The following is a 26,793-nucleotide window of genomic DNA, read 5'->3' on the forward strand; positions in this document are numbered from 1 at the left end:
GGGGCGCCGCTCCCCCGCGCCGACGAACCGTCGGAACACGGAACGCCCCAGGTCAACCCGGAACCCCCGGAATGGTGGGTGCGGACCCCCCGGAAATTGCGGGGCCCGCACCCACGCGCGCGGCTCGGCGGGGCTGCCAGCATGCTGCGCAGTGGGGGAGTTGGGCCCGTCGCGACCGAGGAGCGCCCGTTGGATAACCCGTTGTCCGTCAGCGTCCTGGCACTGGACCCCGTGCTGGACGCCGGTGCGAAGAGCAGTCTGTACGGCAGCCCCGAGATCACCATGGTGCTGCCGCACGAGCCGGCCAAGGTGGCCGTGGTGGTCGCCGACCGGGTGGACGGCCAGGTGCTGGAGCTGGTGCGCACCACCCGCAGTGCCGCGTACGGGCCGGAGGTGGTGCTGGTGGCGACCGAACTGGCGCCGGACGAGGCGCGCCGGGCGATCGCGCTGGGGGCCCGCGGGCTGCTGCGCCGCCGCGAGGCCAGCGCGGACCGGTTGGTGCGCACCGTCACCACCGCCGCCGACGGCGACTGCACCCTGCCCACCGACCTGCTGGGCCTGCTGCTCGCGGACCCGCTGGGGCTGCCCGGCGAACCGAGCGGGCGGTTCGGCCCCGCCGCGCCCCGCGCCTGGGCCGGACCCGGCCTGACCGCGCGGGAGGCGGCGGTGCTGCGCCTGGTCGCGGAGGGCCGGGAGACCAGCGAGATCGCCGAGGAACTCTGCTACTCGGTACGGACGGTGACCGCCGTGGTGCGTGACATCACCCAGCGCTACCGGCTGCGCAACCGCGCCCACGCGGTGGCCTACGCCATGCGCGGAGGCCTGCTGTGAGCACCGTGCAGGTCGGGGTCCGCACCGCCGGCCCGGCCCCCGCCCCGGCGCCGGCGGTCCGCCCGAGCGCCCCGCCGCACGCGCTGCGGGTGCACGTGCGGGCGGCCGACCCGGCGGTGCGCGGCCGGCTCGCCGCCCGGGTCGTGGCGGGCGGGGCCGAACCCGCCGCCGAGTGGGCGCCGGGCGCCGTCGTGGGGGCCGCCGCCGACACCGTCGACGGGGCGCTGGAGGCCTGCCCGCCCACCGCGCCCGGCGGGTACCCGCTGGTGGTGGTGGCCGACCGGTTCCCCACTGCCGAGGTGGTGCGCGCCCTGCGGGCCGGCACCGGGACGCTGCTGCCCTCGGGCCGGGCCACCCCGGACCGGCTGGCGGCCGCGGCCCGGGCCGCGTACCACGGCGAGGACCGACTGCCGCACGAGGTGCTGGTGCGGCTGCCGCACGAGGTGCTGGTGCGGCTGATCAACGGGAAAGGGACCGAGCCGCCCGCCGCCGGGCCACCCGCTGCCGGGGCGGCGGAGAAGAAGTCCCCCCTGACAGCCCGCCAGACCGCGGTGCTGTCGCTGGTCGCCGACGGCCACGACAACGCGGCCATCGCCCGCACCCTGGACTGCTCGCCGCACACGGTGAAGAACGTGATCTACGAGCTGATGGCCCGGCTGCGGGTGAACAACCGCGCCCACGCGGTGGCCCGCGCGGTCCGCCTCGGACTGGTCTGAGCCGTCGCGGCCGGCGACGGGGCCGGCCCGCCGCCGGCCCCGCCCGCCGTCACCGCCCGCCGAGCACCTCCTCGATCACCGCGCCCAGCGTGGCCACGTGCGGCGGCTTCATCACCCCGAAGTGGTCGCCGGGCACCCGGTGCACCGTCACCCCGCCCGTGGCCAGCTCGCGCCACCGCGCCAGGTACTCCTCGAAGGCCTGGCCGTACGCCACCTCGTGCTCGCCCTGGGCCAGTTCGTCGCTGACCACCAGGTGCAGCCCGCCTTCGTAGGGGCGGTGCCGGTACGCCAGGTCCATCTCCATCACCTCGCGCCAGACCCTGGCCGCCCGCGGCCACTCGCTGCCCACGCCCTGCTCGGGCAGGCTGATCCCGGTCTCCTCGTCCACGTCGTCCACCAGGTGGTCCAGCAGGTCCAGGATCTCCTGCCGGCGCTCGGGGGTGTCGGCGGCCGAGCCCTGCCGGTCGATCTCGACGAGCAGTTGCTCCAGGCGCCGGATCTTGCCCAACTCGCGCCAGGACTCGCCGCGCTGGTGCATGTCGACGCCCGGGTCGAGCAGCAGGAAGGTCACCTGCTCGCCCGCCGCCCGCAGCCGCTGGGCCAGTTCGGTGGCGATGCCGCTGCCGCCGCACCAACTGAACAGCAGGTAGGGGCCGCTGGGCTGGACCCCCCGCAGCTCGGCCAGGTACCGCTCGGCCACCTGCTCGGCGCTGGGCGCGGTCGGGGCGCTGTGCGGGCCGGGCCACTCGAAGGCGGCCACCGGGCGGTCGGCCGCCAGTTGCGGGGCCAGCCGCAGGTACCAGTGCGCGCTGCCGCCGCCCGGGTGCACGCAGAACAGCGGGGTCCTGGTGCCCTCCCGGCGCAGCCAGACCAGGGTGTCCCGGTCCTCGGCCGGCTCCGCGCCGGCGCCCAGGCTCGCCGCCAGCGCGGCCACCGTGCGGTGCTCGATGAAGGAGGAGAACCGCAGCTCGACCCCGTGCCGGGCGCGCAGCGTGGCCACGATCCGCATCATCGCCAGCGAGTGGCCGCCCAGTTCGAAGAAGTCGTCCTGGGCGCCGACCCGGGTGACCTCCAGCGCCTCGGCCCAGGCCTCGGCGAGCGCGCACTCCAGCTCGCCGCTGGGCGCGGTGTAGGCGGTGGCCAGCTGCGGCCGGTCGCCCTCGGGGGCGGGCAGCTTGGCCCGGTCCACCTTGCCGGCCGGGGTGAGCGGGAACTCGGCCACGGTGAGGAAGTGCCCGGGGACCAGCGCCTGCGGGATCCGCCCGCGCAGGTGGGCCCGCAGCTCGGCCGCGCCGACCTGCTGCCCGGGCACCGCCTTGACGTACGCCACCAGCGTGGCGGCCGCCGTGCCGGCCCGGTGCGCGGTCACCGCGGCGGCGGCCACGGCCGGGTGCTCGAGCAGCAGGTGCTCGATCTCCCCCGGCTCGACCCGCAGGCCGCGCACCTTGACCTGGTGGTCGCGCCGGCCCAGGTAGCGCAGGGCGCCGTCGGCCTCACGGCGGACCAGGTCGCCGGTGCGGTACAGCCGCCCGCCCGGGACCTCGCCGTAGGGGTCGGGGACGAACCGTTCGGCGGTCAGCGCGGCCCGGCCCAGGTAGCCGCGGGCCACCCCCGCGCCGCCGACACACAGCTCGCCGGCCACCCCCTCGGGCAGCGGCTGCCCGCTCTCGTCGAGCACGTAGCAGCGGACGCCCTCGATCGGGCGCCCGATCGAGGGCGTCCGGCCGGCGTCGTCCGCGGCCACGGGGGTCAGGGTGGCGCAGACCGAGGTCTCGGTCGGGCCGTAGGCGTTGACGAACCCGGTGTGCCGGGCCCAGCGCGCGGCCTGTTCGGCGGGGCAGGCCTCGCCGGCCGAGACGAGCAGCTTGAGCTGCGGGAAGTCGGCCGGGTCCAGCCGCTCCAGCAGCGAGGGCGGCAGGGTCATGTGGGTGACCAGCGGCGCCTGTCGGCGCAGGTCGCCGGGGTCGGTGTCCGGCGGCGGCAGCACCAGTTCGGCGCCGTTGGTCAGCGCCATCAGCACCTCCCAGACCGAGGCGTCGAAGCTGGGTGAGGCGAACTGGAGCACCCGGTCGCCCGGGGCCACCCGCAGCGGCGCCAGCTGGGCCTGACGCAGGTTCAGCGCGCCGCGGTGCGGGACGCCGACGCCCTTGGGCAGGCCGGTGGAGCCGGAGGTGTAGATCACGTAGGCGAGCTGGTCCGGGTGAAGCGGCACCACCGGGGCCTGCTCGGGCAGCGCCAGGTAGGCGCTCTCGTCCAGCACCTCGACCCGGTCGGCCAGGTGGGCCGGGAGCCGGTCGGCCAGCTCGGGGGTGCTGAGCACCACGGCGGCCCGGGCGTCGTCGAGCATGTGGCGCAGCCGGTCCGCCGGGTAGGCCGGGTCCAGCGGCAGGAAGGCACCGCCGGCCCGCAGCACCGCCAGCAGCGCGACGAACAGCTCCGGGGTGCGCGGCAGGTGTAGTCCCACCACCGACTCGGTGGTGACGCCGAGCTCCCCCAGCCGGTGCGCGAGCCGGTTCGCCCGTGCGTCCAGCTCGGCGTAGCCGACGGTCTGCGTGCCCCGGCGCAGCGCCGTGGCGGTGGGCGTGGCCCGGGCCGCCGCGGCCACCAGCTCCGGCACCAGCAGCTCGACCGGGGCGGGCGGGGCCGCGTCGTTGCCGGCCCGCACCGCGGCGGCCAGGTCGGCCGGCGGCAGGGTCAGCGCCGCCGCGTCGCCGTCCGGGTCGGCCGCCATCGCCTCCAGCACGTGCCGGTAGCAGCGCGCCAGCAGCTCCAGGTGGCGCCGGCCCACCCGGTCCGGCCGGGCGCCCAGGCGCAGCACGCCGGGGAAGGTCCACACCTCCAGGGCCAGCTCGCTCGGACTGAAGTCGTCCACCATGGTGACCTCGCCGGACTCCCAGTCCAGCACGTGGAAGTCCAGGTAGCCGAAGGCCACCTCGATCAGCGGCTCGCTGCTGCCCCACTCGCGCTGCATGGCCGGCATCGGGAACCGCCGGTGCGGCCAGAGCGCGGCCTCGCCGGCGAACACCTCGGCGACCAGCGCGCGCCAGGTCGGCGCGGACAGCTCGGCCGCGAACGGCACGGTGTTCAGGTACAGGCCCAGCACCTCGTCCCCGCGGGCCTGTTCGGGCCGGCCGTTGCAGACCAGTCCGCCGAAGAACCGGCGGCGCCCGGTGACCAGGCCCAGCGCCTTGAGGTGGGCGGCGTGCAGCACGCTCTTCAGCGAGCCGCCGGCCGCGGCCGCCAGCCGGCGCAGGCCCGGCAGCAGCTCCTGGTAGGGGACGTCCAGGATGGTGGCCTTCTCGTCGGCGCTGCCGCCCGCCCAGCCGGCCGGCAGCTCGAACCGCTCGCGCCCGGTGACGGCCTCGGCCCAGAAGGCACGGTCGGCGGGCGAGGCGAGCGCCGCCCGCTCCAGGGCGACGAAGTCGGCGAAGCGCGCGGGGGGCGGCGGCGGGAACGCCGGGGTGCCGCCGCGGCGCAGCGTGCGGTACAGCCCGAGCAGTTCGGCGACGGCCGAGGTGTGGCTCCAGCCGTCCAGGATCGCGTGGCACTCGGTGTGGGTCAGCAGCCACTCCTGATCGCTGATCAGGTGCACGTGGTACCGCAGCAGCGGGGGCCGGTCCAGGTCGAAGCGGCGGCGCCGCTCGGCCAGCAGGAAGCCGTCCAGCACGGCCTGCCGGTCGGCCTCGGGCAGCGCCCGCAGGTCGTCCAGGCCGACCGGCAGTTCGGCGCTCTCGTGCACCAGTTGCAGCGGCTCGCCGTACGTGGACAGGTCGAAGGAGGTGCGCAGGATCTCGTGCCGGGCGGTCAGCAGCGCGGCCGCGGCGTGCATGGTCGCGGGGTCGAAGGGCAGGTCGTCGCCGACCCGGTAGCAGGAGACGTTGTGGTAGACGGCCTGGTCGGCACCGGCCAGCAGCTCGTAGACCATGCCGGCCTGGGTCTGGGCCATGGGGTAGGCGTCCACCAGGCCGGGCGGCAGCAGCTTGCGGTCCGCCTCGGTGAGCTGCTCGAACGGGGCGACCGGGGCGGCCTGCGCCGTGCGGGCGGCGGGCTCGGTGCGGACCAGGGCGGCCAGTTCGGCCACCCGCTGACGGGTGAACAGGTCGTGCACGGCCAGCTCGATGCCCTGCTCGCGCAGCGCGCCGACCACTCTGATGGCGCGCATCGAGTCGCCGCCGAGCTGGAAGAAGCTGTCCTGGACGCCGACCCGGTCCAGGCCGAGCGCCTCGGCGAAGGCCTGGGCCATCGCCTGCTCCAGCTCGTCGCGCGGGGCCAGGTAGTCGCCGCCGAGCTGGGCCCTGGTGCCGCCGGGCTCGGGCAGCGCCTTGCGGTCCACCTTGCCGCTGGGAGTCAGCGGCAGCGCGTCCTGCAGCGTCCAGTGCACCGGGACCAGGTGCGCGGGCAGCCGGCGGCGCAGTTGCTCCCGGGCCTGCTCGGGATCGGCGGTGCCGGGGGCCAGATGGGCGACCAGCTGCTGCTGGTGGACCGTGACGGCGGCCGCGGCGATGCCCGGCAGCTCGGTCAACGCGGCCTCGATCTCGCCCAGTTCGACCCGCTGGCCGCGGATCTTGACCTGGTGGTCGAGTCGGCCCAGGTACTCGATGGTGCCGTCGGGACGCCACCGGGCCAGGTCGCCGGTGCGGTAGAGCCGCCGGCCGGCCTCGAACGGGGAGGGCACGAAGCGCTCCGCGGTCAGGGCCGCCCTGTTCAGGTAGCCGCGGGCCAACTGAACACCGCCGAGCAGCAGTTCGCCCGGGACGCCGATCGGGACCGGGCGCAGCTCACGGTCCACCAGGTAGCAGCGGGTGTTGGCGATCGGGCGGCCGATGGTGACCGGGGTGCCCGGCTCGCAGCGGATCGCGGTGACGTCCACCGCGGCCTCGGTGGGCCCGTAGAGGTTGTGCAGCTCGCAGTCCAGCTGCGCGTGCACCGCCTCGACCAGGTCGCCGGTCAGCGCCTCGCCGCTGCACACCAGCCGCCGCAGCGTGGGTAGTTCGGGCAGCGGGTGGGCCAGGAAGGCGCGCAGCATCGAGGGCACGAAGTGCAGGGTGCTGACCTGCTCGGCGGCGACCACCCGGGCGATCTCGGCCGGGTCGCGGTGGCCGCCGGGGCGCAGCACCACCAGGGTGGCCCCGGTGGTCAGCGGCCAGAAGAACTCCCAGACCGAGACGTCGAAACTGTACGGAGTCTTCTGCAGCACCCGGTCGGCGGCGGTCAGCCCGTACTCCTGCTGCATCCAGTGCAGCCGGTTGACGATCGCCCGGTGTTCGACCAGCACGCCCTTGGGGTTGCCGGTGGAGCCCGAGGTGTAGATCACGTAGGCCGGGTGCCCGGGGCCGGCCGGCACCGGGGCGGGCAGCGGCTGCGGCAGCTCCTCGGCCGCGTCCAGGTACACCGGCTCGGCGCCCGCCGGAGCCAGCTCGGGGTCGGTGACCACCAGGCGGGCACCGGAGTCGGCCAGCATGTACGCCAGCCGCTGGGCCGGGTAGTCCGGGTCGAGCGGCAGGTAGGCGCCGCCCGCCTTGAGGATGCCGAGCAGGGCCGCCACCAGGCCCGGGCCGCGGTGCAGGCAGACGCCGACCACCGACTCGGGTCCGACCCCGCGCGCCCGCAGCCGCCGGGCCAGTTGCTCGGCCTGCTCGTCCAGCTCGCGGTAGCTCAGCTCGGTGCCCTCGAAGCGCACGGCGGGTGCCTGCGGGGTGCGGGCCGCCTGGGCCTCGAACAGGGTGGCCAGGGTGCCGGTCGGGTACGGCCGCGCGGTGTCGTTCCACCCGCGCAGCACCAGCTCCCGCTCGGCCGCCGGGAGGACTTCCAGCTCGTCGATCGGCCGCTCGGGGTCCGCGACGGCGCTGTGCAGCAGCTGGACCAGCTGGGCGGCGAACCGCTCGGCGGTGCCGCGGTCGAACAGCGCCGAGGCGTAGGTGACCCCGCCGGCCAGCGAGCCGTCCGGCTGTTCGGCCACCCCGACGGTCAGCTCGACCTTGGCCGAGCTCTCGCCCACCGGCAGCGGTTCGACCAGCAGTCCCCCGGCGCGCTGGGGCGCGCCGTCGGCCGAACCGTCCTGCCAGAGCAGCATGGTGGCGAACAGCGGGTTGCGGGACGGGTCGCGCTCGGGCACCAGCGCGTCCACCAGCTGCTCGAACGGCAGGTCCTGGTGGGCGTAGGCGTCCAGCGCAGTGGCCCGGACCCGGCGGACCACCTCGGCGAAGGAGGGGGCGCCGGACAGGTCGGTGCGCAGCACCAGGGTGTTGAGGAAGAGCCCGACCAGCTCCTGCACCTCGGGCCGGTCCCGGCCGGCCACCGGGGTGCCGACCGCCAGGTCGCGCTGTCCGGTCCAGCGGCCCAGCAGCACGCTGTGGGCGGCGAGCAGCGTCATGAAGGCGGTGGCGCCCTGGGCCCGGGCCAGCTCGTTCAGGCGGCGGACCACCTCGGCCGGCACGGTCAGCGGGACCTGGCCGCCGGCGGTGTCGCGCACCGGGGGGCGGGGACGGTCGGTGGGCAGCTCCAGTGGTGGCAGGCCGGCCAACCGCTGCTTCCAGTAGGCCGACTGGCGCTCCAGCAGGTCGCCGGAGAGCCGCTCGCGCTGCCAGCGCGCGAAGTCGGCGTACTGCGGGCCCGAGCCCTCGGCTGCCACGGAGCGGCCGGCCACCGCGTCCGCGTAACCCCGGGTCAGCTGACGGACCAGCAGCTCCTCCGACCAGCCGTCGGAGGCGATGTGGTGGACCGTCAGCAGCAGCGCGTGCTCCTCCTCGGCCATCCGGGCCAGGGTGGCCGAGCAGACCGGACCGCGGGCCAGGTCGACCGGGGTGCGGTCCCAGGTGGCCAGGGCGGCCAGCCGGGCCCAGGCCGCCTCCCGGTCCAGGCCGGTCAGGTCGAGCTCGGTCAGCGGCAGCGGGGCGGGCGCCCCGATCAGCTGGACCGGCTCGCCGGCCTCCAGCGGGTAGCAGGTGCGCAGCACCTCGTGCCGGGCCACCAGGGCGTCCAGCGCGGTGCGCAGCGCGGACCGGTCCAGCTCGCCGCTCAGCCGCAGCGCGGCGGTCATCAGGTACTCGGTGCCGCCGGGCTGGAGCTGGTCCAGGATCCACAGCCGGCGCTGGGCGAAGGAGAGCGGCAGCGGGCCGCTGCGCGGAGCCCGGCGGATGCCGTCCTCGCGCGGGGCGGCGGGGGCCGTGCCGCTGAGCCGGCGGCGCAGCAGCTCCTGCCGCAGGGCGGCGCGGTCAACCACGGTCTCGGTCATCACCGGACACCTTTCTGGGCGAGGAGGGCCTCGACCTCGTCGTCGGTCAGCCGGGCCACCTCGGCCTCGACCGCGGTGGACACCGCGTCGGCGAGTTCCGCCACGGTGGTCGCCTCGAACAGCACGCGCAGCGCCAGGTCGATCCCGAACGCCGACCGGATCCGGGCCAGCACCCGGGTGGCCAGCAGCGAGTGGCCGCCGAGCGCGAAGAAGTCGTCCAGCACGCCGACCCGGTCCAGGCCCAGCACCTCGCACCAGAACCCGGCCACCGCCTCCTCGGCGGGGTCGCGCGGCGCCAGGTACCCGCGCTGCTCGGCCGGGCGGGCCAGGGCGGGCAGCGCCTTGCGGTCGACCTTGCCGCTGGGGGTCAGCGGCAGGACGTCGAGCACCGCCCACTGGGCGGGGACCATGTAGTCCGGCAGCAGCTCGCGCAGGTGCGCGCGCAGCTCGGCCGGCTGCGGGGCCTGCCGGCCCGGGCGGGGCACCAGGTAGCCGGCCAGCAGGCTCTCGCCGGGCGCGGTGCGGTGCGCCAGCACCGCGGCCTCCTGCACGGCGGGGTGGCGCAGCAGCGCGGCCTCGATCTCGCCCAGCTCGATCCGCAGTCCGCGCAGCTTGACCTGCTGGTCCAGCCGGCCGAGGAACTCCAGCACGCCGTCGGCCCGCCGGCGCACCAGGTCGCCGGTCAGGTAGAGCCGGGCGCCGGGCTCGGCGCCGTAGGGGTCCGGCACGAAGCGCTCGGCGGTCAGCGCGGCCCGGCGGTGGTAGCCGCGGGCCAGCCGGATGCCGCCCAGGCAGAGCTGGCCGGGCACGCCGGCCGGGACCGGGCGCAGTTCGGCGTCGAGCACGTATGCCCGGGTGCCGGGCACCGGTCGGCCCAGCGGCATGGTGGCCGCCGGGGGCTGGTCGGCGAGCCGGGCCTGGTCCACCGGGTGCAGCAGGCAGGTGACGGTGGCCTCGGTGGGCCCGTAGTTGCACAGGAACCGGCCGGGCAGGCCGAGCGCGGCCCAGCGCCGGGCATCGGCCGCGGTGACCACGTCGCTGCCGACGTTGACCAGCTTGAGCGTGCTCAGCCGCCCAGCCTCGGGCGCCTCCAGCATCGCCCGGTAGTAGGACGGGGTGATCTCCATGATCGTCACCCGGTGCTCGGCCAGCCGGGCGGGCAGTTCGGCCGGGGTCCAGAAGACCGGGTCGCCGACCACCACGGTGGCGCCGGCCGTCAGGGTGGCCGCGATCTGGTCCATCGCCACGTCGAAGGTGAGGGCGGAGAGCAGCACCACCCGCTCCCCCGGGGCGATGCCGTAGGCGTCGGCGATCACCCGGCAGTGGTGGGCGTAGGACCGGTGGCTGATCATCACCCCCTTGGGGCGGCCGGTGGAGCCGGAGGTGTAGATGACGTAGGCCAGGTTGTCCGGCTCGGCCGCCGTCAGCTCCCCGGCGGGCGCGCCTGGCGCCGCGGTGTCCGCGAGCAGCACCCGGCGCCCGACGAACCGTTCGGCGAACTCGGCGCTGGTGACGACCAGTTCGGCCGCGGCGTCGTCGATCATGAAGGCCAGCCGCTCGGCGGGGTGCCGCGGGTCGAACGGGACGTAGACGCCACCGGCCCTGAGCACCGCGAGCAGCACCACCACGGCCGCCGTGCTGCGCTCCAGGCAGCTGGCCACCACGGTCTCCGGGCCGACCCCGAGGGCGGCCAGGCGGTGCGCGAACGCGTCCACCCGGGCGGCCAGTTCGGCGTAGTCCAGCTCCTCCCCGGCGCAGACCACCGCCACCGCGCCCGGGTCGCGGGCCACCTGGCGCTCGAACAGCTGCGGCACGGTCAGGCCGTGCTCCGCGGCCGGGTCGAGCAGTTCGGCGGCGTCCTCGGCTTCCGGGGCCAGCAGCTCGCGCAGCTCCAGGGCGGTGAGCAGCTCCAGGTCCGCGATCCGGGCGCCGGGGTCGGCCGCGCAGCCGGCCAGCAGGGTCAGGTAGTGCCCGGCCAGCCGCTCGACGGTGGCCCGGTCGAACAGCGCGGTGGCGTACTCGAAGCCGCACTCCAGCCGGCCGTCCGCGTGCTGGGCGACGGTCAGGGTGAGGTCGAACTTGGCCACGGCCGGTCCGGCCTCGACCAGTTCGAGAGTGGCCGAGCCGAGCCGGGTCGGCAGGTCGGCCAGGTGCTGCAGCTCGAACATCACCTGGAACAGCGGGTTGCGGGACAGGTCGCGGTCCGGCAGTAGCGCCTCCACCAGCTGCTCGAACGGCACGTCCTGGCGGGCGAAGGCGGCCAGGCAGTCCTCGCGGACCCGGGCCAGCAGGTCGCCCAGCACCGGGTTGCCGGCCAGGTCGGTGCGGAGCACCAGGGTGTTGGTGAAGAAGCCGACCAGGTCCTCGGTCTCCGGGCGGGTCCGCCCGGCCACCGGGGTGCCGACCACCACGTCGGTGCCGCCGGTGTAGCGGCCGAGCAGCAGCTGGAAGGCGGTCAGCAGGGTCATGAACAGGGTCACGCCCTGCCGGTCGGCCAGCGCCCGCAGCTGCTCGGCGAGCGGAGCGGGCAGCTCGACGGCGAGGTTCGCGCCGCGGGTGTCGCGCACCGTGGAACGGGGCCGGTCGGTCGGCAGCTCGACCGGCTCCAGACCGGCCAACCGCTCGCGCCAGTAGTCCAGTTGCTCACGGGTCTCGTCCGCCGGCTGGCGCTCGCGCTGCCAGTGCGCGAAGTCGGCGTACTGGACGGCCGGGGCGGTCAGCGCAGACTCCTGGCCCGCCGCCAGCGCCCGGTAGGCCGCGTCCAGGTCCCGCAGGTAGATCTCCATCGACCAGGCGTCGAAAGCGATGTGGTGGAGCGTCAGGAGAAGCAGGTGCTCCGCAGGAGCGACCTTGACCAGGGTGGCCCGCAGCGGGCACTCGCGGGCCAGGTCGAAGGGGACCGAGCCGGCGTGGTCGACCAGCGCCTTGGCCCGCTCGGCGGCGCCCGGCTGGTCGCTGACGTCGTGCACGGCCAGCTCGACGGGGCCCGCCGGGTCCACCACCTGGCGCGGGTCGCCGTCGCCCGGCAGGTAGCGGGTGCGCAGCACCTCGTGCTTGGCCACGGTCGCGCCCAGCGCACCGCGCAGTGCGGCCAGGTCCAGCGGGCCGCTGAGCCGCATCGCCAGCGGGATCAGGTACTCGTCGCTGCCGGGCTCCAGCTGGTCCAGGAACCACATCCGCTGCTGCCCGTAGGAGAGCGGCAGGTCGCCGGTGCGCGGCACCGGGCGCAGCGCCGCCGGGTCCTGGTCGGCCACCGCGCCGTCCACCCGGGCAGCCAGCGCGGCCACCGTGCGGGTGGTGAACAGGTCGCCCACCGTCAGCTTGATCTCGAAGGTGCGGCGCAGCCGCAGCATCAGCCGGATCGCCAGCAGCGAGTGGCCGCCGAGCTGGAAGAAGTCCTGCTCGACCCCGACCGACTCCAGGCCGAGCACCTCGGCCATCAGCTCGGCCACCCGCCGCTCGGTCGCGGTGCGCGGGGCGGCGGCGGGCGCGGGTGCGGGCGCCGTGCGGTGCTGCGGGTCCGGCAGCTCGCGGCGGTCCACCTTGCCGTTCGGCGTCAGCGGCAGCGCGTCCAGCGGGATCAGCAGCGAGGGGACCATCGCCTCCGGCAGCCTCGCCGCAAGGTGCTCGCGCAGCTCCTCGACGCCCACCCGGGCGCCCCGCACGAGGACCGGGTAGCCGACCAGGGCCGGCTCGCCGCCCTCGGGCCGGTGGGTGGCCACCACGGCGGCGGCCACCGCCGGGTGCTCGAGCAGCGCGGCCTCGATCTCGCCGGGCTCCACCCGCACGCCGCGCAGCTTGATCTGGTGGTCGACCCGGCCCAGGAACTCCAGCACGCCGTCCCCCCGGCGGCGCACCAGGTCGCCGGTGCGGTACCAGCGCTCGCCGGGCCGCTCGGCGTACGGGTCGGGCCCGAAGCGGTCCGCCGTCAGTGCGCCGCGCCCCAGGTAGCCGCGGGCCAGGCAGACGCCGCCGACCCGCAGCTCGCCGGGCACCCCGACCGGCACCAGCTGGTCCTGGCTGTCCACCACGTAGGTGCGCACGCCGGGCAGCGGGCGCCCGATCGGCACCGTCTCGACCGGCTCCCCGGCCAGGTAGCGCCAGGCGGTGGCGTCGATGGTGCACTCGGTGGGGCCGTACGTGTTGACCACCGCGACGTCCAGCTCCGCGGTCAGCCGGGCGCAGAGCGCGGCGGGCAGCGGCTCGCCGGCCGCGCAGACCGCGCGCAGCGAGGTGCACCGTGCCAGCAGCGGCTCCTCCAGCAGCAGCCGCAGCACCGAGGGGACCAACTGCAGCACCGTCACCCCGTGCTCGAGCACGGCCTGCAGCATCACCGCCGGGTCGCGGTGCGCCTCCGGCGGCGCGCAGACCACGGTGGCCCCGCTGACCAGCGGCGACAGGAACTCCCAGATCGAGGCGTCGAAGCCGATCACGGTCTTCTGCAGCACCCGCTCCCCCGGGCCGAGCCCGTACTGGTCCACCGACCAGAGCACCCGGTTGCGGATCCCGCCGTGGGTGACCACCACGCCCTTGGGGCGTCCGGTCGAGCCGGAGGTGTACATCACGTACGCCGCGTCGGCGCCGTCCAGTTGCTCGACCGTCAGCTCGGCCGCGGGCTCGTCGGCCCACGCACGCCGGGCGGCCTCGACGGCCAGTGGCGCGGGGTGGGCCGGCAGCCGGTCCAGCAGCGCGTGCTGGGTGAGCACCAGCTCGACCCCGGCGTCGGCGATCTGGTAGGCCAGCCGGTCGGCCGGGTGCTCGGGCGGCAGCGGGACGTGGACGCCGCCCACCGCCAGCACCGCGAGCAGCGCCGTCACCAGGTCGGCGCCGCGGTGCATGGCCACCCCGACCGGGCTGCCGCGCCGGATGCCGCGCTCGCGCAGCAGGGCGGCCAGCCCCGCCACCCGGCGGGCCAGCTCGGCGTAGCTCAGCTGCTCGGCGCCGGCCACCACCGCGACCGCCTCGGGGGTGGCGCGGACCTGGGCCAGGAACAGCTCGGGCAGCGACTGCTCGAAAGCGGCGGACCCGGTCCGGTTCCACTCGGCGAGCTGGGCCAGTTCGGGCTCGGTGAGCATGTCCAGCAGCGGGACCGGCCGGGTGGGCCGGTCGGCCACGGCAGCCAGCAGGCGCAGCAGGTGGGCGGCCATCCGCTCGATCCTGGCCGACCCGAAGAGCGCGGTCGGGTAGCGGAGTTGACCGGCCAGCGAGCCGTCCGGCTGCTCGGCCAGGTAGAGCCCGAGGTCGAAGGCGGCGGCCACGGCCGCGCCCGCGCAGCCCGTGACCGCGAGGCCCGGCAGGGCGAAGGGCTGCTGGTGCGCCCGGTGCAGGCCGAAGCCGACCTGGAAGAGCGGGTTGCGGGAGGGGTCGCGCTCCGGCGCCAGGTCCTTGACCACCTGGTCGAACGGGACGTCCAGGTGCTCGTGCGCGGCCAGCACGGTCTCCCGCACCCGCCCCAGCAGCTCGGTGAAGCCGGGGGCGCCGGCCAGGTCGGTGCGCAGCACCACCGTGTTGAGGAACATGCCGATCAGCCGCTCCAGCCCCGGCTGGTCGCGCCGGGCCACCGAGACGCCCACGGCCACGTCGGTGCGGTCCGCGTAGCGGGCGAGCAGCAGTTGGAAGGCGGCCAGGTGGACCATGAAGGGGGTCGCGTTCACGGTGCGCCCGAGTGCGGCCAGCCGCTCGGCCAGCTCGGCCGGCACGGTGAAGTGGACGGCGTCGCCGGCCGGCTGCCAGCTGGGCGGCCGGCGGTGGTCGGTGGCCAGCTCCAGCGGCGCGAGGCCGGCCAGCCGCTCCCGCCAGTAGCTTCGCTGACGGTCCATCAGGTTCTGACGAGCTGCCCAGCTCTCCCGCTCCCAGTCGGCGAAGTCCGCGTACTGCAGCTCCGGCTCCGGCAGCGGGTCCGCCGCGCCGGTGCTGAACGCGCCGTAAAGCGCCTGGAGTTCGCCGGTCAGTACGGACCAGGACCAGTTGTCGAAGGCGATGTGGTGCACGGTGACCAGCAGCACCGCATCGTCCGGCCCGAGCTGCACCAGGACCAGCCGCCACGGCGCACCGGTGCGCAGGTCGATCGGGGTGGCCAGCTGCTCGGTGCCCAGCTCGCGCAGCCTGCGCTGCTGCTCGGCCTCGCCCAGGCCGGCGAGGTCGACCTCGGTGAGGGCGACCGGGGCCGGGTCGTCGACGTACTGGACGCCGGCGCCGTCCGCCGTGCCGTACCGGGTGCGCAGCACCTCGTGCCGCTCGGCGATCCGGGTCAGCGCGGCGGCCAGCGCCGTGCGGTCCAGCGGGCCGCGCAGCCGGAAGCCCTCGTGCAGCAGGTACTCGGTGCTGGCCCCGCCGCGCAGTTCGTCGAGGAACCAGAGCTGTTCCTGGGCGAAGGAGAGCGGGTAGCCGCTGTCAGCGGTCTCCATCGGTGGTCCCCTCGGGTGCGGTGTCGAACCGGGTGCTCTCGCCGGTGCAGGCCTCGGCCATCGCCACGGCGATCTTGCGCGGGCCGGTGAACGGCTCGCGGGCGTGCGCGGCCAGCATGTTGTCCACCAGCAGCAGGTCGTCCTGCTGCCAGTCGAAGCGGCGCTGCTCGGCCCGGTAGCAGTCGCGCAGGTGGGCGACCACCTCGTCGGGGATCGGCGCGCCGTCGCCGTAGTAGGTGTTGGTCGGCAGGTCGGCCTCCTCGTAGACCTCGCGCAGGCCCTCGCAGATCTCCGGGGCCAGCGTGGTGACGTGGAAGAACGCCAGGTGGTTGAACCAGACCGCCTCGCCGGTCACCGGGTGGCGGTGCACCGCGCGGCGCCGGGCCCGGGTGCGCAGGTCGTCGCCGCGCCACTCCAGCTCCACCCCGTTGCGCGCGCAGTAGGCGGCCACCTGGGCCCGGTCCCCGGTGTTGAACGCCTGCTGCCACGGCACCCCGAAGCCCTCGGCGAAGTTGCGCACCACCAGCCAGCCGCGGGCCTCGAACTCGGCGCGCACCGCGGGGTCGATCGTGGCCAGCACCCGGCGGGTGTCGGCCAGCGGGGTGGAGCCCAGCGAGGTCGGCGGCCGGACACAGGAGAAGAACAGGGTGAGCGGCCAACTTGCCTGGTAGGAGTTCTCGTTGTGCAGGAAGATCTCCTCGTCGGCCGGGTAGTCGGTGGAGGTGTAGACCCGCCCGGCGATGGTGCTGCGCGGTGAGGAGCGCTCGGCGTAGGCCAGCGGTTCACCGGCCAGGGTGCGCACGGCCTGTTCGAAGCCGGCCACCCCGCCCAGGTCGAGGCCGCGCAGCAGCACCGCCCCGTGGATCCGCAGCTGACGGCGGACCAGCTCGCGGGCGCCGGGCAGGAACTCGGCCGCCGGGGTGCCCGGAACGTCGGCGGTCAGCAGGTACGGGAGCGTCTGGGTGGCGGGGATCGTGGTCATGCGGGGACTCCTTGTTCGGATCGGGTCGGCCGGGCGAGGCGGTCCAGCGACAGCTGCGGGTCGGCGGTGGCGGCACGGACGAAGCCGGCGAAACCGGCGGCCAGCCGGTGCACCGCTTCCTGGTCCAGCAGGTCGTCGGGGCAGCGCAGTTCGCCGTCCAGGCAGCCGGCCCGCTCGCGCAGCGTGAGCAGCACGTCGAACGGGTGGCCGCCCTGGCCCTGCCGGTAGGGGACGGCCTCGACCCCGGGCAGGTCGATCCGGCCGGCCAGCGGGCCCAGGGTCTGGAAGGCGGCCTGGGCGACGGGGTTGCGGGACAGGTCGCGCGGCGGGCGCAGCGCGCCGACCAACTGGTCGAAAGGCAGCCGCTGGTGGCGGTAGGCGGCCAGCGCGGTGGCCCGGGTGCGGGCCAGCAGCTCCTGGTAGCCGCACTGCGGGTCGACCGGCAGCCGCAGCGCCAGGGTGTTGACGAACAGGCCGACCAGGTCCTCCAGTTCGACGCTGGTGCGGTTGGCGGTGAAGGTGGCCACCACCAGGTCCTGCTGGCCGGTGGTGCGGCCCAGCACGGCGGTGAAGCAGGCCAGCAGCGCCATGAAGGGCGTGGCGCCGGCAGCGGCGGCCGTGCGGTGCGCCGCGGCCGTCAGCTCCGCGTCCAGGGTGAACAGAACGGTGGTGTCGCGCCCGCTGCGCGGCTGCGGCCGGGGACCGGCCGACGGCAGGGCCAGCGGCGCCGGCGCGGGTTGCAGTTGCCGCACGAAGTGCGCCAGGTCCGCCTGCTGCCCCGCGCGGCCCTGCGGCCCGCGCTGCCAGACGGCGTAGTCGGCGTAGTCCACCGCCAGCGGCGGCAGGTCGACCGGCCGGCCGGACCGCTCGGCCCGGTAGCAGGCCGACAGGTCGCGCCAGAAGACCCCCATCGACCAGTCGTCGGCCACGATGTGGTGCACCACTGCGAGCAGCAGGTGGTGCTCGGGCCCCAGCCGGAGCACCACCAGGCGCAGCAGCGGGCCGCCGGCCAGGTCGAACGGCTGCCGGGTGTGCCGCTCGACCGCGGCCGCGGCCCGCTCCTCCCGTTCGGCCTGCGGCGCGCCGGTCAGGTCCACCACGTCCAGCGGCACCGGCAGTTGGCGGTGGATCAGCTGGCTGGGCAGGCCGCGGTGGGCCGGGAAGGTGGTGCGCAGCGTGGCGTGCCGCTGCACCGTGCGGTGCAGGGCGGCGGCGAGCGCGGGCAGCTGGAGCGGGCCGCGCAGCCGGTGCGCGTCGTACATCAGGTATTCGGTGCTGCCGGGGTTGAGCCGGTCCAGGAACCAGAGGCGGTGCTGCTCGGCGGAGAGCGGCACCGGGCCGTCGCCGCGCGGGCCGATGACGGGCGCCGGGGCGGTGGCGGTCTGCGGCAGCCGGGCCGCGAGCTGCTCGACGGTGGGCGAGGCGAGCAGCTCGGCCGGGGTCAGTTCGGCGCCGGTCAGCCGGCGCAGCCGGGCGCAGAGCCGGGTGGCGACCAGCGACTGGCCGCCCAGCTCCAGGAAGCCGTCCTGGACGCCGACCGGGCGCACCCCGAGCAGTTCCTCCCACAGGCCCGCCAGCACCGCCTCGGTCGGAGTGCGCGGGGCCAGGTAGGCGGTGGCCAGCTCCGGACGCCGGCCGTCGGGGGCGGGCAGCGCGCGGCGGTCGGTCTTGCCGCTGGAGGTCAGCGGCAGCGCGGCCAGCCGCACCCAGGCGGTCGGCACCATGTAGGCCGGCAGTCGGGCGCCCAGGTGGGCGCGGAGCGCTTCGAGCTCCACCTCGCCGACCAGGTAGCCGACCAGTTGGGCCTCGCCCGTCGGCAGTTGACTGGCCGTCACCACGGCGGCGCGGACCTGCGGATGGCTCGTCAGGGCGGCCTCCACCTCGCCCAGTTCGATCCGGAAGCCGCGGATCTTCACCTGGTGGTCGAGTCGGCCCAGGTACTCCAGGGTGCCGTCGGGCAGCCAGCGGGCCAGGTCGCCGGTCCGGTACAGCCGGGAGCCGGGCGGGCCCAGCGGGTCGGGCCGGAAGGCGGCCGCGGTGGCGCCGGGCCGGCCCAGGTAGCCGCGGGCCAGCTGGACGCCGGCCAGGCAGAGTTCGCCCTCGCTGCCCAGCGGCAGCGGGGTACCGTCCGGGTCCAGCACGTGCGTGCGGGTGTTGGCGACCGGCCGGCCGATGGTGACCGGGCGCCCCGGGGCGCAGCGGGTGGCGGTGACATCGACGCTGGCCTCGGTCGGCCCGTACAGGTTGAACAGCTCGCAGCCGATCAGCTCGGCCACGCCCTGCACCAGGTCGGCGGTGAGCGCCTCGCCGCTGCAGACGATCCGGCGCAGGTCCGGCAGCTCCGGCCGGTCACCCGGGCCGGCCTCGCGCAGCGCGGCGAGGAACTCGCGCAGCATCGAGGGCACGAAGTGCACGGTGTCCACCCGCTCCGCGGCCAGCACCGCGCGCAGGTAGCCCGGGTCCCGCTGGCCCCCCGGCCGGGCCAGCACCAGGGTGGCGCCGACCGCGAGCGGTCCGAAGAACTCCCAGACCGAGACGTCGAAGGTGGCCGGCGTCTTCTGCAGGACCCGGCTGCCGGCCCGCAGGCCGCAGTCGTCGCGCATCCACAGCAGCCGGTTGACCACCCCGCGGTGCGGCACCACCACGCCCTTGGGCCGGCCGGTGGAGCCGGAGGTGAAGAGCACGTAGGCCGGGTTGTCCGGATCGGCGGCGGGCGCCGGGTCCGCGGTGGCCAGGCCGGCCGGCAGCCGCTCGACCAGCAGCGGCAGCGCGCCGGCCGCCCGGACCACCGGGGCGAGCGCGGTGTCGGAGAGCACCGTGGCGATCCCGGCCTGGGCCAGCAGCTCGGTGATCCGGGCGGTGGGGTGCTCGGGGTCGAGCGGCACGTAGGCGGCGCCGGACTTGAGCACCCCGAGCAGGGCCACCACCAGGTCGGTGCCGCGCTCCAGGCAGACCGCCACCAGGGCCTCGGGGCCGGCCCCGGCCGCGCGCAGTTGGTGGGCCACCCGGTTGGCCCGGGCGTTCAGTTCGGCGTAGCTGAGCCGACCGTCCTCGGCCACCAGGGCCGGCGCCCCGGGGGTGCGGCGCACCTGCTCCTCGAAGAGCTGGTGCACGCACCGCCCGGTGCGGTAGGGCCGCTCGGTGGCGTTCCAGCCGGCCGGGACGGGCTGCGGCCCGCCGGCGCCGGTCCGGCCCGTCTGGTCGAGCAGACCGCCAGGCTGACGTGGCATCACGCGCTCACCAGGTCGCCGCGGGCGGTACGGGTGCCCGGGACCGGCTCGGCGGGGTCGCCGCACTCCTTGAGCACCTGGTTGGCCGCGTCGACCATGACCACCCGGGGCACCAGCTCGCGGGCGGTGGCGTCGTCGACGGTGGTGTAGCTGATGATGATCACCAGGTCGCCGGTGTGGATCAGCCGGGCGGCGGCGCCGTTGATCCCGATCACGCCGGTGCCGCGCGGGCCGGGGATCACGTAGGTCTCCAGCCGGGCGCCGTTGTCGATGTCGACGATGTGGATCTGCTCGCCGGCCAGCAGGTCGGCGGCCTCCATCAGGTCCTCGTCGATGGTCAGCGAGCCGACGTAGTGCAGGTCGGCCTGGGTCACCGTGGCGCGGTGGATCTTGGACTTGAGCATGGTGCGGGTGAGGGCGGGGCGGGTCATGGCGGAACCTCCGGGTCAGTTCGGGGTGGGCAGGGCGTGCGGGGTCTCGGCCTTCGTGCTGTCGGGCGGCGGGCTCCCGGGCTGTGTGCTGCCGGGCTGGGCCCCGTCGGAGCGGGGCTGCGGGTCGCCCGCCCGGCGGACCGGGGCGGCCAGGGTGACGCCGGCGGCCAGCAGGACCATCCAGCCGGCCAGCACGGCGAGCGTGGTGGCGGTGCCGGCGTACTGCAGCAGCAGCCCGCCGGCCAGCGAGCCCAGCGGCAGCGCACCGCCGCTGAGCAGGGCGCTGGCGCCGAGCACCCGGCCCTGCAACCGGTCCGGGGTGGTGCGCAGTTGCTGGGTGGCCACCGCCACGTTCCAGATCGGGCCGACGAACCACATCAGCGCGTACAGCGCCCCGAGCAGGTACAGGTTGTGGGTGACGGCGATGCCCAGGGCCAGCAGCGCCCAGAGCCAGTTGGCGCCGATCACCACGGTGCGCAGCGGCAGCCGGCGCTGGCACCAGGAGGCGGCCAGCGAGCCGAGCAGCCCGCCGCCCCCGGCCACGCCCAGCAGCACCCCGATCGCGGCGGGCGAGGCGCCGAGCGTGCGGCTGAGCACCAGCACGGCCAGGAAGAGCGCCCGGAACAGCAGGTTGCTGCCGGCCACCGCGAGGGCGGCGGTGCGCAGGAAGGGCTGGCGCCACAGCCAGCGGAAGCCGGCCGCCAGCTGCGGCAGGGCGGGCTCGCGGGGCTGCTCGGGATCGGTGGCGGCCGGGCGCTGGAAGTCCTTGCGGATCAGCAGCAGGGTGACGGCCGAGACGAGGTAGCTGACCGCGTCGAACAGGAACGGCAGCGCCCGGGCCAGCCCGAACAGCACCCCGCCCAGGGGTGTGCCCACCATGGTGGCCCCGCGCTCGCGGGCTTCGGCCATCGAGAGCGCCTCGGTGAGCCGCCCGTCCGGCACCAGGTTGGGCACCGCCGCGTGGCCGGCCAGCTCGTGGACCACCGACAGGCTGCCCTCGACCAGCCCGACCAGCACGATCTGAGTGACCGTCAGGCAGCCGAGCAGCAGCGCCGTCACGATGCTCGCCGCGCCCACCCCGCGCACCACGTCGCACCAGAGCATCAGCTTCTTGCGGTCGTACCGGTCCACCAGCACCCCGGCGGGCACCGGCAGGACCAGCATGGGCAACAGCGCCGCGAAGCCGGCCAGCCCGGCCGAACCGGCGGAGCCGGTGACGGCCAGCACCAGCAGCGGGACGGCCACGGTGGAGGCGGTGGACCCGGCGATCGAGACCGCCGAGCCGCTCCACAGGAGCACGAAGTCGCGGTTGTGCCGCAGCGGTTGGTCGCTGGTCACCGGGTCTCCTCCGTCCGTCGGTGGTTGGTCGGCAGGCTCCGGGCCGGCCCCGTCCGTCAGCGGCCGGCCGGCAGGCACCGGGGCGGCGCCGTCCGCCGGCGGTCGGTCGGCGGTCATCGGGCGGCCCCCGGTCCACGGCGCCGGCGGCCGGCCAGCAGCGGCACGGCCTCGGCCGGCCGGTACGGCGGGTAGTCGGGCAGCGCCGCCGCGAGTGCGGCGATGGTGGTCTGGTCGAACAGGGCCCGCACCGGCACGTCCCGGCCGGCCGTCTCGCGCAGGCGCAGCGAGATCCGGGTGGCCAGCAGCGAGTGGCCGCCCAGGTCGAAGAAGCTCTGGTGCACGCCGATCCGCTCCAGGCCCAGCACCTCCCGCCAGGCCGCGGCGACCAGTTGCTCCGACTCGGTCCGGGGTGCGACGAACTCCCGCTCACCGTCCAGCCGTTCCGGCACCGGCAGGGCTCGGCGGTCGATCTTTCCGGTCGGCGTCAGCGGCAGCTCCGCCAGCGCGACGAAGGCGGCGGGCACCATGTAGTCCGGCAGGGTGCGGGCCAGCGCCTCGCGCAGTTCCTCGGCCCCGGGCGCGGACCGGCCCGGCGCCGGGACCAGGTAGGCGACCAGTTCGACGCCGCCGGTGCCCAGGTCGACCGGGTGCACCACCGCCGTGCGCACCCGCAGGTCGGCGAGCAGCACCGCCTCGATCTCGCCGGGTTCGATCCGGTGGCCCCGGATCTTGACCTGGTGGTCGGCCCGGCCGAGCAGTTCGAGCCGCCCGCCGGCGCCGAACCGGCCCAGGTCGCCGGTCCGGTAGAGCCGCCCGCCCGCCTGGTGCGGGTCCGGCAGGAAGGCGGCCGCGGTGAGCGCGGGCCGCCCGTGGTAGCCGCGCGCCTCGCCCGCGCCGCCGAGGTGGATCTCGCCCACCACGCCGTCCGGGACCGGCTCCAGGCGGTGGTCCAGCACCAGCAGCCGGGTGCCGGGCAGGGCCGCGCACTGCGCGGGGGTGCCGTCCTCGGCCACCCGGGTGACGGTGGCCCACACCGTGGTCTCGGTGGGTCCGTACAGGTCGCGCAGCACCGCGCCCTGCGCGGTCAGCCGGACCGCGAGTTCGGCGGCGAGCTTCTCCCCGCCGCTGAGCAGCAGTTGCCCCTGGCCCGGCTGCCAGCCGGCGTCCAGCAGCATCCGCAACGTGACGGGGGTGGCCTGCACCACGGCCGGCGCGCTCGCGGTGAGCAGGGCCGCCATCCGCTGCGGGTCGCGGGCCTGCTCGGTGTCGGCCAGCACCGCGGTGGCGCCGACCAGCAGCGGCAGGTACAGCTCCAGCACCGAGGGGTCGAAGGATGCCGTGGTGAGCGCGGCGACCTTGGCCCCGGCCGGGACCTGGAGCAGCTCCTGCATGCCCGTCAGGAAGTCGGCCAGCCCGCGGCGGGTGACCATCACCCCCTTGGGGCGGCCGGTGGAGCCGGAGGTGTAGATCACGTACGCGAGCGCGTCCGGGTCCACCGCCCGCGGCGCGAGCCCCCCGGAGGCAGGTGCGGAGGCGCCGGGTGCGGAGGCGCCGTCCACCGCGAGCAGTTGCTTAGGCGGGACCGGCAGCGCCGCAAGCCGCGCGGTCAGCGCCTGCTGGGTGAGCACCACCGCGGCGCCGGTGTCGGCCAGCAGGTAGCCGATCCGGTCCTCGGGCAGCTCCGGGTCGATCGGCAGGTAGGCGGCGCCGAGCGAGAGCACTGCCAGCATCGCGGCCGGCAGGTCGGTGCCGCGGTGCAGGAAGAGCCCGACCACCGCTCCGGCCCGCACCCCGGCCGCTTCCAGCAGGGCGGCCAGCTCGCCGGCTCGTTCGTCGAGCTGGCGGTAGCTCAGTTCGGCGCCGGCACAGACCAGCGCCGGCCGGTCCGGTGTCCGGGCCGCCTGCTCGGCGAACAGCTCCAGCACGTCCCGGCCGGAGCGGTCCAGCGCGGGCGGCTGACGCCTGGTCAGCAGTGCCCGGCGGTCCGCCGCGGGCAGCGTGCAGCGGCGCGGGTCGCCCTGCGGATCGGCCACCAGGCCGGCCAGTACCTCGCGGTAGCAGCGGGCCAGCAGGTCCAGCTCGGCGGCGCCGATCCGGTCCGAGGCGGCCTCCAGCACCAGCACCCCCGGCACCGTGGAGACCGAGAGGCCGAACTCGTTGGGCGTGCGGTCCTCCACCGCCGCGGAGTCCAGGTCCGCCTCGCCGAGCACGTGCATGTCGGTGTAGTTGAAGAACACCTCCACCAGCGGCCGCCCCTGCCCCCAGGCGTGCTGCATGGCGGGCAGCGGGAAGTGCCGGTGCGGCCAGAGCGCGATCTCCTCGGCGAACACCGCGCGGGCCAGCTCCGGCCAGCTGGCGGCGGTCAGTTCGAGGCTGAACGGCACGGTGTTCAGGAACATCCCGCGCACCTGGTCGCCGTCGACCGCCTCCGGCCGGGCGTTGCACACCAGGCCGGTGGTGAAGGCGGTGGTGCCCCGGGTGCGGCCGCTGATCAGGCCGAGCACCGTCAGGTGCGCGGCGAACAGCACGCTCTTCACCGGCACCCCGGCCTCGGCCGCCACCGCCCGCAGCCCGGGCAGCAGGTCGTGGAAGGCGACCTTGGCCATCTGGTGCGCCACCGGTTCGCCGGCGGCCCGGCGGCCCTTGGCCGACCATCCCTCGGGCACCCTCAGCACGGGGTGCCGGGCCACCCGCTCCCGCCAGAACTCACGGTCCGCCTGGCCGGCCAGCGAGCGCCGCTCCAGCGCGATCGCGTCGGCGAACCGGGCGGCCGGCGGGGCGGCCGGCGCCGGGTCCCGGCCGTCCCGGATCGCCCGGTAGTAGCCGAGGAGTTCGGGCACCAGCGAGTTCTGGCTCCAGCCGTCCAGGATGGTGTGCGCGTAGCTGATCACCAACTGCCAGCGCCGGTCGTCCAGTTGCCAGGCGCCCAGGCGCAGCAGCGCGGGCCGGGACAGGTCGAAGGGGGTGAACTGCTCGCGCTCGGCCGCCGCGGCGAGCGCCCGCTGCCGGTCAGCCGCCGACAGTTCGCGCAGGTCCAGGTGGGTGAGCTCGATCCGGGCGGTGCGGTGCACCAGTTGCAGCGGCTCCCGGTAGCCGGTCAGGTCGACCGAGGTGCGCAGGATCTCGTGCCGCTCGGCGAGCAGCGCGGCGGCCGCGCGCAGGGCCTCGGCCGAGAAGGCCGCATCGTCCTCGATCGGGTAGCCGAGCGTGTTGAGGTAGCTGCCGCGCTCGGCGCCGGCCAGCATCTCGAAGGCCATCCCGGCCTGCACCTGGGAGAGCGGATAGGCGTCGGTCAGGCCGGGTGGCAGCAGCGCCCGGTCACCGGCGCCGAGCAGCTCGAACGGCGCGGGCGATGCGGGCTGCTCGCCGGCCCCGCGCGGCGCCACGGCCGCGGCCAGCTCGGCCACCGTGCGGTAGCGGAACAGGTCCTGGACGCTGAGGTCCAGCCCCTGCCGGCGCAGGCGGCCGACCGTGCGGATGGCGCGGATGGAGTCGCCGCCGAGCTCGAAGAAGCTGTCGTGCACCCCGACCCGCTCGGTCTCCAGCGCCTCGGCCCAGGCCTCGGCGACCAGTTGCTCCAGCGGGGTGCGCGGGCTCGCGCCGCTGCTGCGCACCGGCGCCTCGGCGGTGGGCAGCGCGCGGTGGTCCAGCTTGCCGTTGGCGGTCAGCGGGATGCGCTCCAGCGAGGTCCAGCCGGTGGGGACCATCGGCTCGGGCAGCTGGGCGCGCAGGTGGCGGCGGAGCAGCGCGGGATCGGGGGCGGCGCCGGGCGCGGCGGGCACCACGTGGGCGGTGAGCCGCTGGGCGCCGGGCTGCCCGGCCAGGGTGACCACCGCGTCGGCGACCTCGGGGTGGCTGCGCAGCACCGCCTCGATCTCGCCGAGCTCGATCCGGTGGCCGTTCAGCTTGACCTGGTGGTCGGCCCGGCCGCGGTAGCTCACGGTGGCGTCGGGGTTGAGGTGGGCCAGGTCGCCGGTCAGGTAGAGGCGGGAGCCGGGGTGGCGCGGGTCGGGGTCGGGGACGAAGCGCTCGGCGGTCAGCGCCGGACGGCCCAGGTAGCCGCGGGCCAGCTGGACGCCGGCCAGGCAGAGCTGCCCGGGGGCCCGGACCGGCAGCGGGCCCAGGTCGCCGTCCAGCACGTGGATGCGGGTGTTGCTGACCGGGCGCCCGATGGTGACCCGCTCGCCCGGGCGGCAGGCGGCGGCGGTCACGTCGACCGAGGCCTCGGTGGGTCCGTACAGGTTGTGCAGCTCGGCGTGCCCGGTGGCCGGATGGCTCAGGAAGGCCTCGGCCAGGTCGTCGGGCAGCGCCTCGCCGCTGCACACCACCCGGCGCAGCGGGTCCAGCTCGGTGCGGTCGCGCAGTTCGGCGAGGAAGACCCGCAGCATCGAGGGGACGAAGTGCGCGGTGCTGATCCGCTCGGCGACCATGGTGGCGGCCAGGTAGCCGGGGTCGCGGTGGCCGTCGGGTCGGGCCACCACCAGGGTCGCGCCGGTGAGCAGCGGCCAGAACAGCTCCCAGACCGAGACGTCGAAGCTGAACGGGGTCTTCTGCAGCACCCGGTCCTCGGCCGTCAGGCCGTACGCCTCCTGCATCCACCGCAGCCGGTTGACGATGCCCTGGTGCGGGACCACCACGCCCTTGGGGCGGCCGGTGGAGCCGGAGGTGTAGATCACGTAGGCGGGGTGCAGCGGGTCGACCGCGACCGGGCGGAACGGGTCCACCACGGAGTCGTCCTGACGGTCCGTCAGGATTACGCCGGCCCGGTGCTCCGGCAGGCCGCCGGCCAGGTCGGAGCTGGTCAGCAGCACAGGGGCGGCCGAGTCGGCGAGCATGTGGGCCAGCCGCTCCGCCGGGTAGCCCGGGTCCAGCGGCAGGTAGGCGCCGCCGGCCAGCAGCACGGCGAGCAGCGCGGTCGGCAGCTCCAGGCTGCGGTGCAGGCAGACCGCCACCACCCGCTCGGGGCCGACCCCGGCCGCGCGCAGCCGGCTGGCCAGCCGCTCGGCGCGGGCCAGCAGCTCGCGGTAGCTCAGCTGCTCGCCCTCGAACCGCACCGCGGCGGCCTCCGGCGTGCGCAGCGCCTGGGCCCGGACCAGCTCGTGCAGCACCTCCCCCTCGGGGTAGCGCCGTTCGGTCGCGTTCCAGGCCGCCAGCTGCGCCCGTTCCGACTCGCCGAGCAGCAGGGCGCCGGTGACCGGGGCGTGCGGGTCGCGGGCCACAGCCGCCAGCAGCGCGCCGAACTGCTCGGCCAGCAGGGCGATCGTCGCGGGCTCGAAGAGCGCGGTGGCGTACTCCAGTTGCCCGAGCAACGAACCGTCGGGCCGCTCGGTCAGGTGCAGCGTCAGATCGAACTTGGCACTGTGCCAGGGCAGTTCCAGCGCGGTGGCGCGCAGCCCGGCGCCGCCGAAGCCCAGCTCGCCGGGGCTGTTCAGCGCGAACATCACCTGGAAGAGCGGGTTGCGGGACAGGTCGCGCTCCGGGGCCAGCTCCTCGACCAGGCGCTCGAACGGCAGGTCCTGGTGCTCGTAGGCCCGCAGCGCCACCTCCCGCACCCGGTCGACCGCGGCGGCGAAGGACGGGGTGCCGGACAGGTCGGTGCGCAGCACCAGGGTGTTGACGAAGAA

The 26,793-nt window shown here is 75.9% G+C and carries 9 protein-coding genes and 2 pseudogenes; 2 read left to right on the plus strand and 9 right to left on the minus strand.

Annotated elements, in window-relative coordinates; genetic code table 11:
• The first annotated feature begins 189 nt into the window (after window positions 1-189).
• Together C7C46_RS04635 and C7C46_RS04640 are read left to right on the plus strand one after the other, a co-directional pair.
• On the plus strand, window positions 190-831 hold the full coding sequence (locus tag C7C46_RS04635; RefSeq protein WP_110665987.1) for a helix-turn-helix transcriptional regulator: 642 nt from the start codon (window positions 190-192) through the stop codon (window positions 829-831).
• Entirely contained in the window at window positions 828-1,547 is a 720-nt protein-coding gene (locus C7C46_RS04640) for a helix-turn-helix transcriptional regulator (protein ID WP_245984162.1), read from the plus strand. Before C7C46_RS04635 ends, C7C46_RS04640 begins: the two co-directional genes overlap by 4 nt.
• 49 nt (window positions 1,548-1,596) lie before the next feature.
• Here the strand turns inward: C7C46_RS04640 and C7C46_RS04645 are convergent, their stop codons facing one another.
• The 9 genes and pseudogenes from C7C46_RS04645 to C7C46_RS04675 all read right to left on the minus strand — a co-directional run.
• A complete protein-coding gene (locus tag C7C46_RS04645; RefSeq protein WP_110665968.1) occupies window positions 1,597-8,781 on the minus strand; it encodes a non-ribosomal peptide synthetase in 7,185 nt (2,394 codons plus the stop codon).
• Window positions 8,781-9,392 (minus strand): phosphopantetheine-binding protein, encoded by a 612-nt coding sequence (locus C7C46_RS37685; protein WP_425470021.1) that lies wholly within the window; start codon window positions 9,390-9,392, stop codon window positions 8,781-8,783. Before C7C46_RS37685 ends, C7C46_RS04645 begins: the two co-directional genes overlap by 1 nt.
• A pseudogene (locus C7C46_RS37690) lies at window positions 9,375-10,595 on the minus strand (amino acid adenylation domain-containing protein); the annotation flags it as partial. The gene C7C46_RS37685 and the pseudogene C7C46_RS37690, both read right to left, overlap by 18 nt.
• A gap of 72 nt (window positions 10,596-10,667) precedes the next feature.
• A pseudogene (locus C7C46_RS04650) lies at window positions 10,668-15,188 on the minus strand (amino acid adenylation domain-containing protein); the annotation flags it as partial.
• A complete protein-coding gene (locus C7C46_RS04655) occupies window positions 15,175-16,170 on the minus strand; it encodes a TauD/TfdA family dioxygenase (protein ID WP_110665972.1) in 996 nt (331 codons plus the stop codon). The pseudogene C7C46_RS04650 and the gene C7C46_RS04655, both read right to left, overlap by 14 nt.
• Window positions 16,167-19,400 carry a non-ribosomal peptide synthetase gene (locus tag C7C46_RS04660; protein WP_110665974.1) on the minus strand — a complete coding sequence of 1,078 codons (3,234 nt, stop codon included), beginning with the start codon at window positions 19,398-19,400 and terminating at the stop codon, window positions 16,167-16,169. Before C7C46_RS04660 ends, C7C46_RS04655 begins: the two co-directional genes overlap by 4 nt.
• Window positions 19,400-19,831 (minus strand): aspartate 1-decarboxylase, encoded by a 432-nt coding sequence (gene panD, locus C7C46_RS04665; RefSeq protein ID WP_110665976.1) that lies wholly within the window; start codon window positions 19,829-19,831, stop codon window positions 19,400-19,402. The genes C7C46_RS04660 and panD overlap by 1 nt, the downstream gene beginning before the upstream one ends.
• A gap of 15 nt (window positions 19,832-19,846) precedes the next feature.
• Window positions 19,847-21,169: an MFS transporter gene (locus tag C7C46_RS04670; RefSeq protein ID WP_245984165.1), complete on the minus strand. Its 1,323-nt coding sequence runs from the start codon at window positions 21,167-21,169 to the stop codon at window positions 19,847-19,849.
• A 113-nt stretch (window positions 21,170-21,282) separates the two neighbouring features.
• The coding region (locus tag C7C46_RS04675; RefSeq protein ID WP_110665980.1) for a non-ribosomal peptide synthetase at window positions 21,283-26,793 on the minus strand (5,511 nt) is incomplete at its 5' end.

Source organism: Streptomyces tateyamensis, assembly GCF_003205575.1.
Lineage (GTDB): Bacteria > Actinomycetota > Actinomycetes > Streptomycetales > Streptomycetaceae > Kitasatospora > Kitasatospora tateyamensis.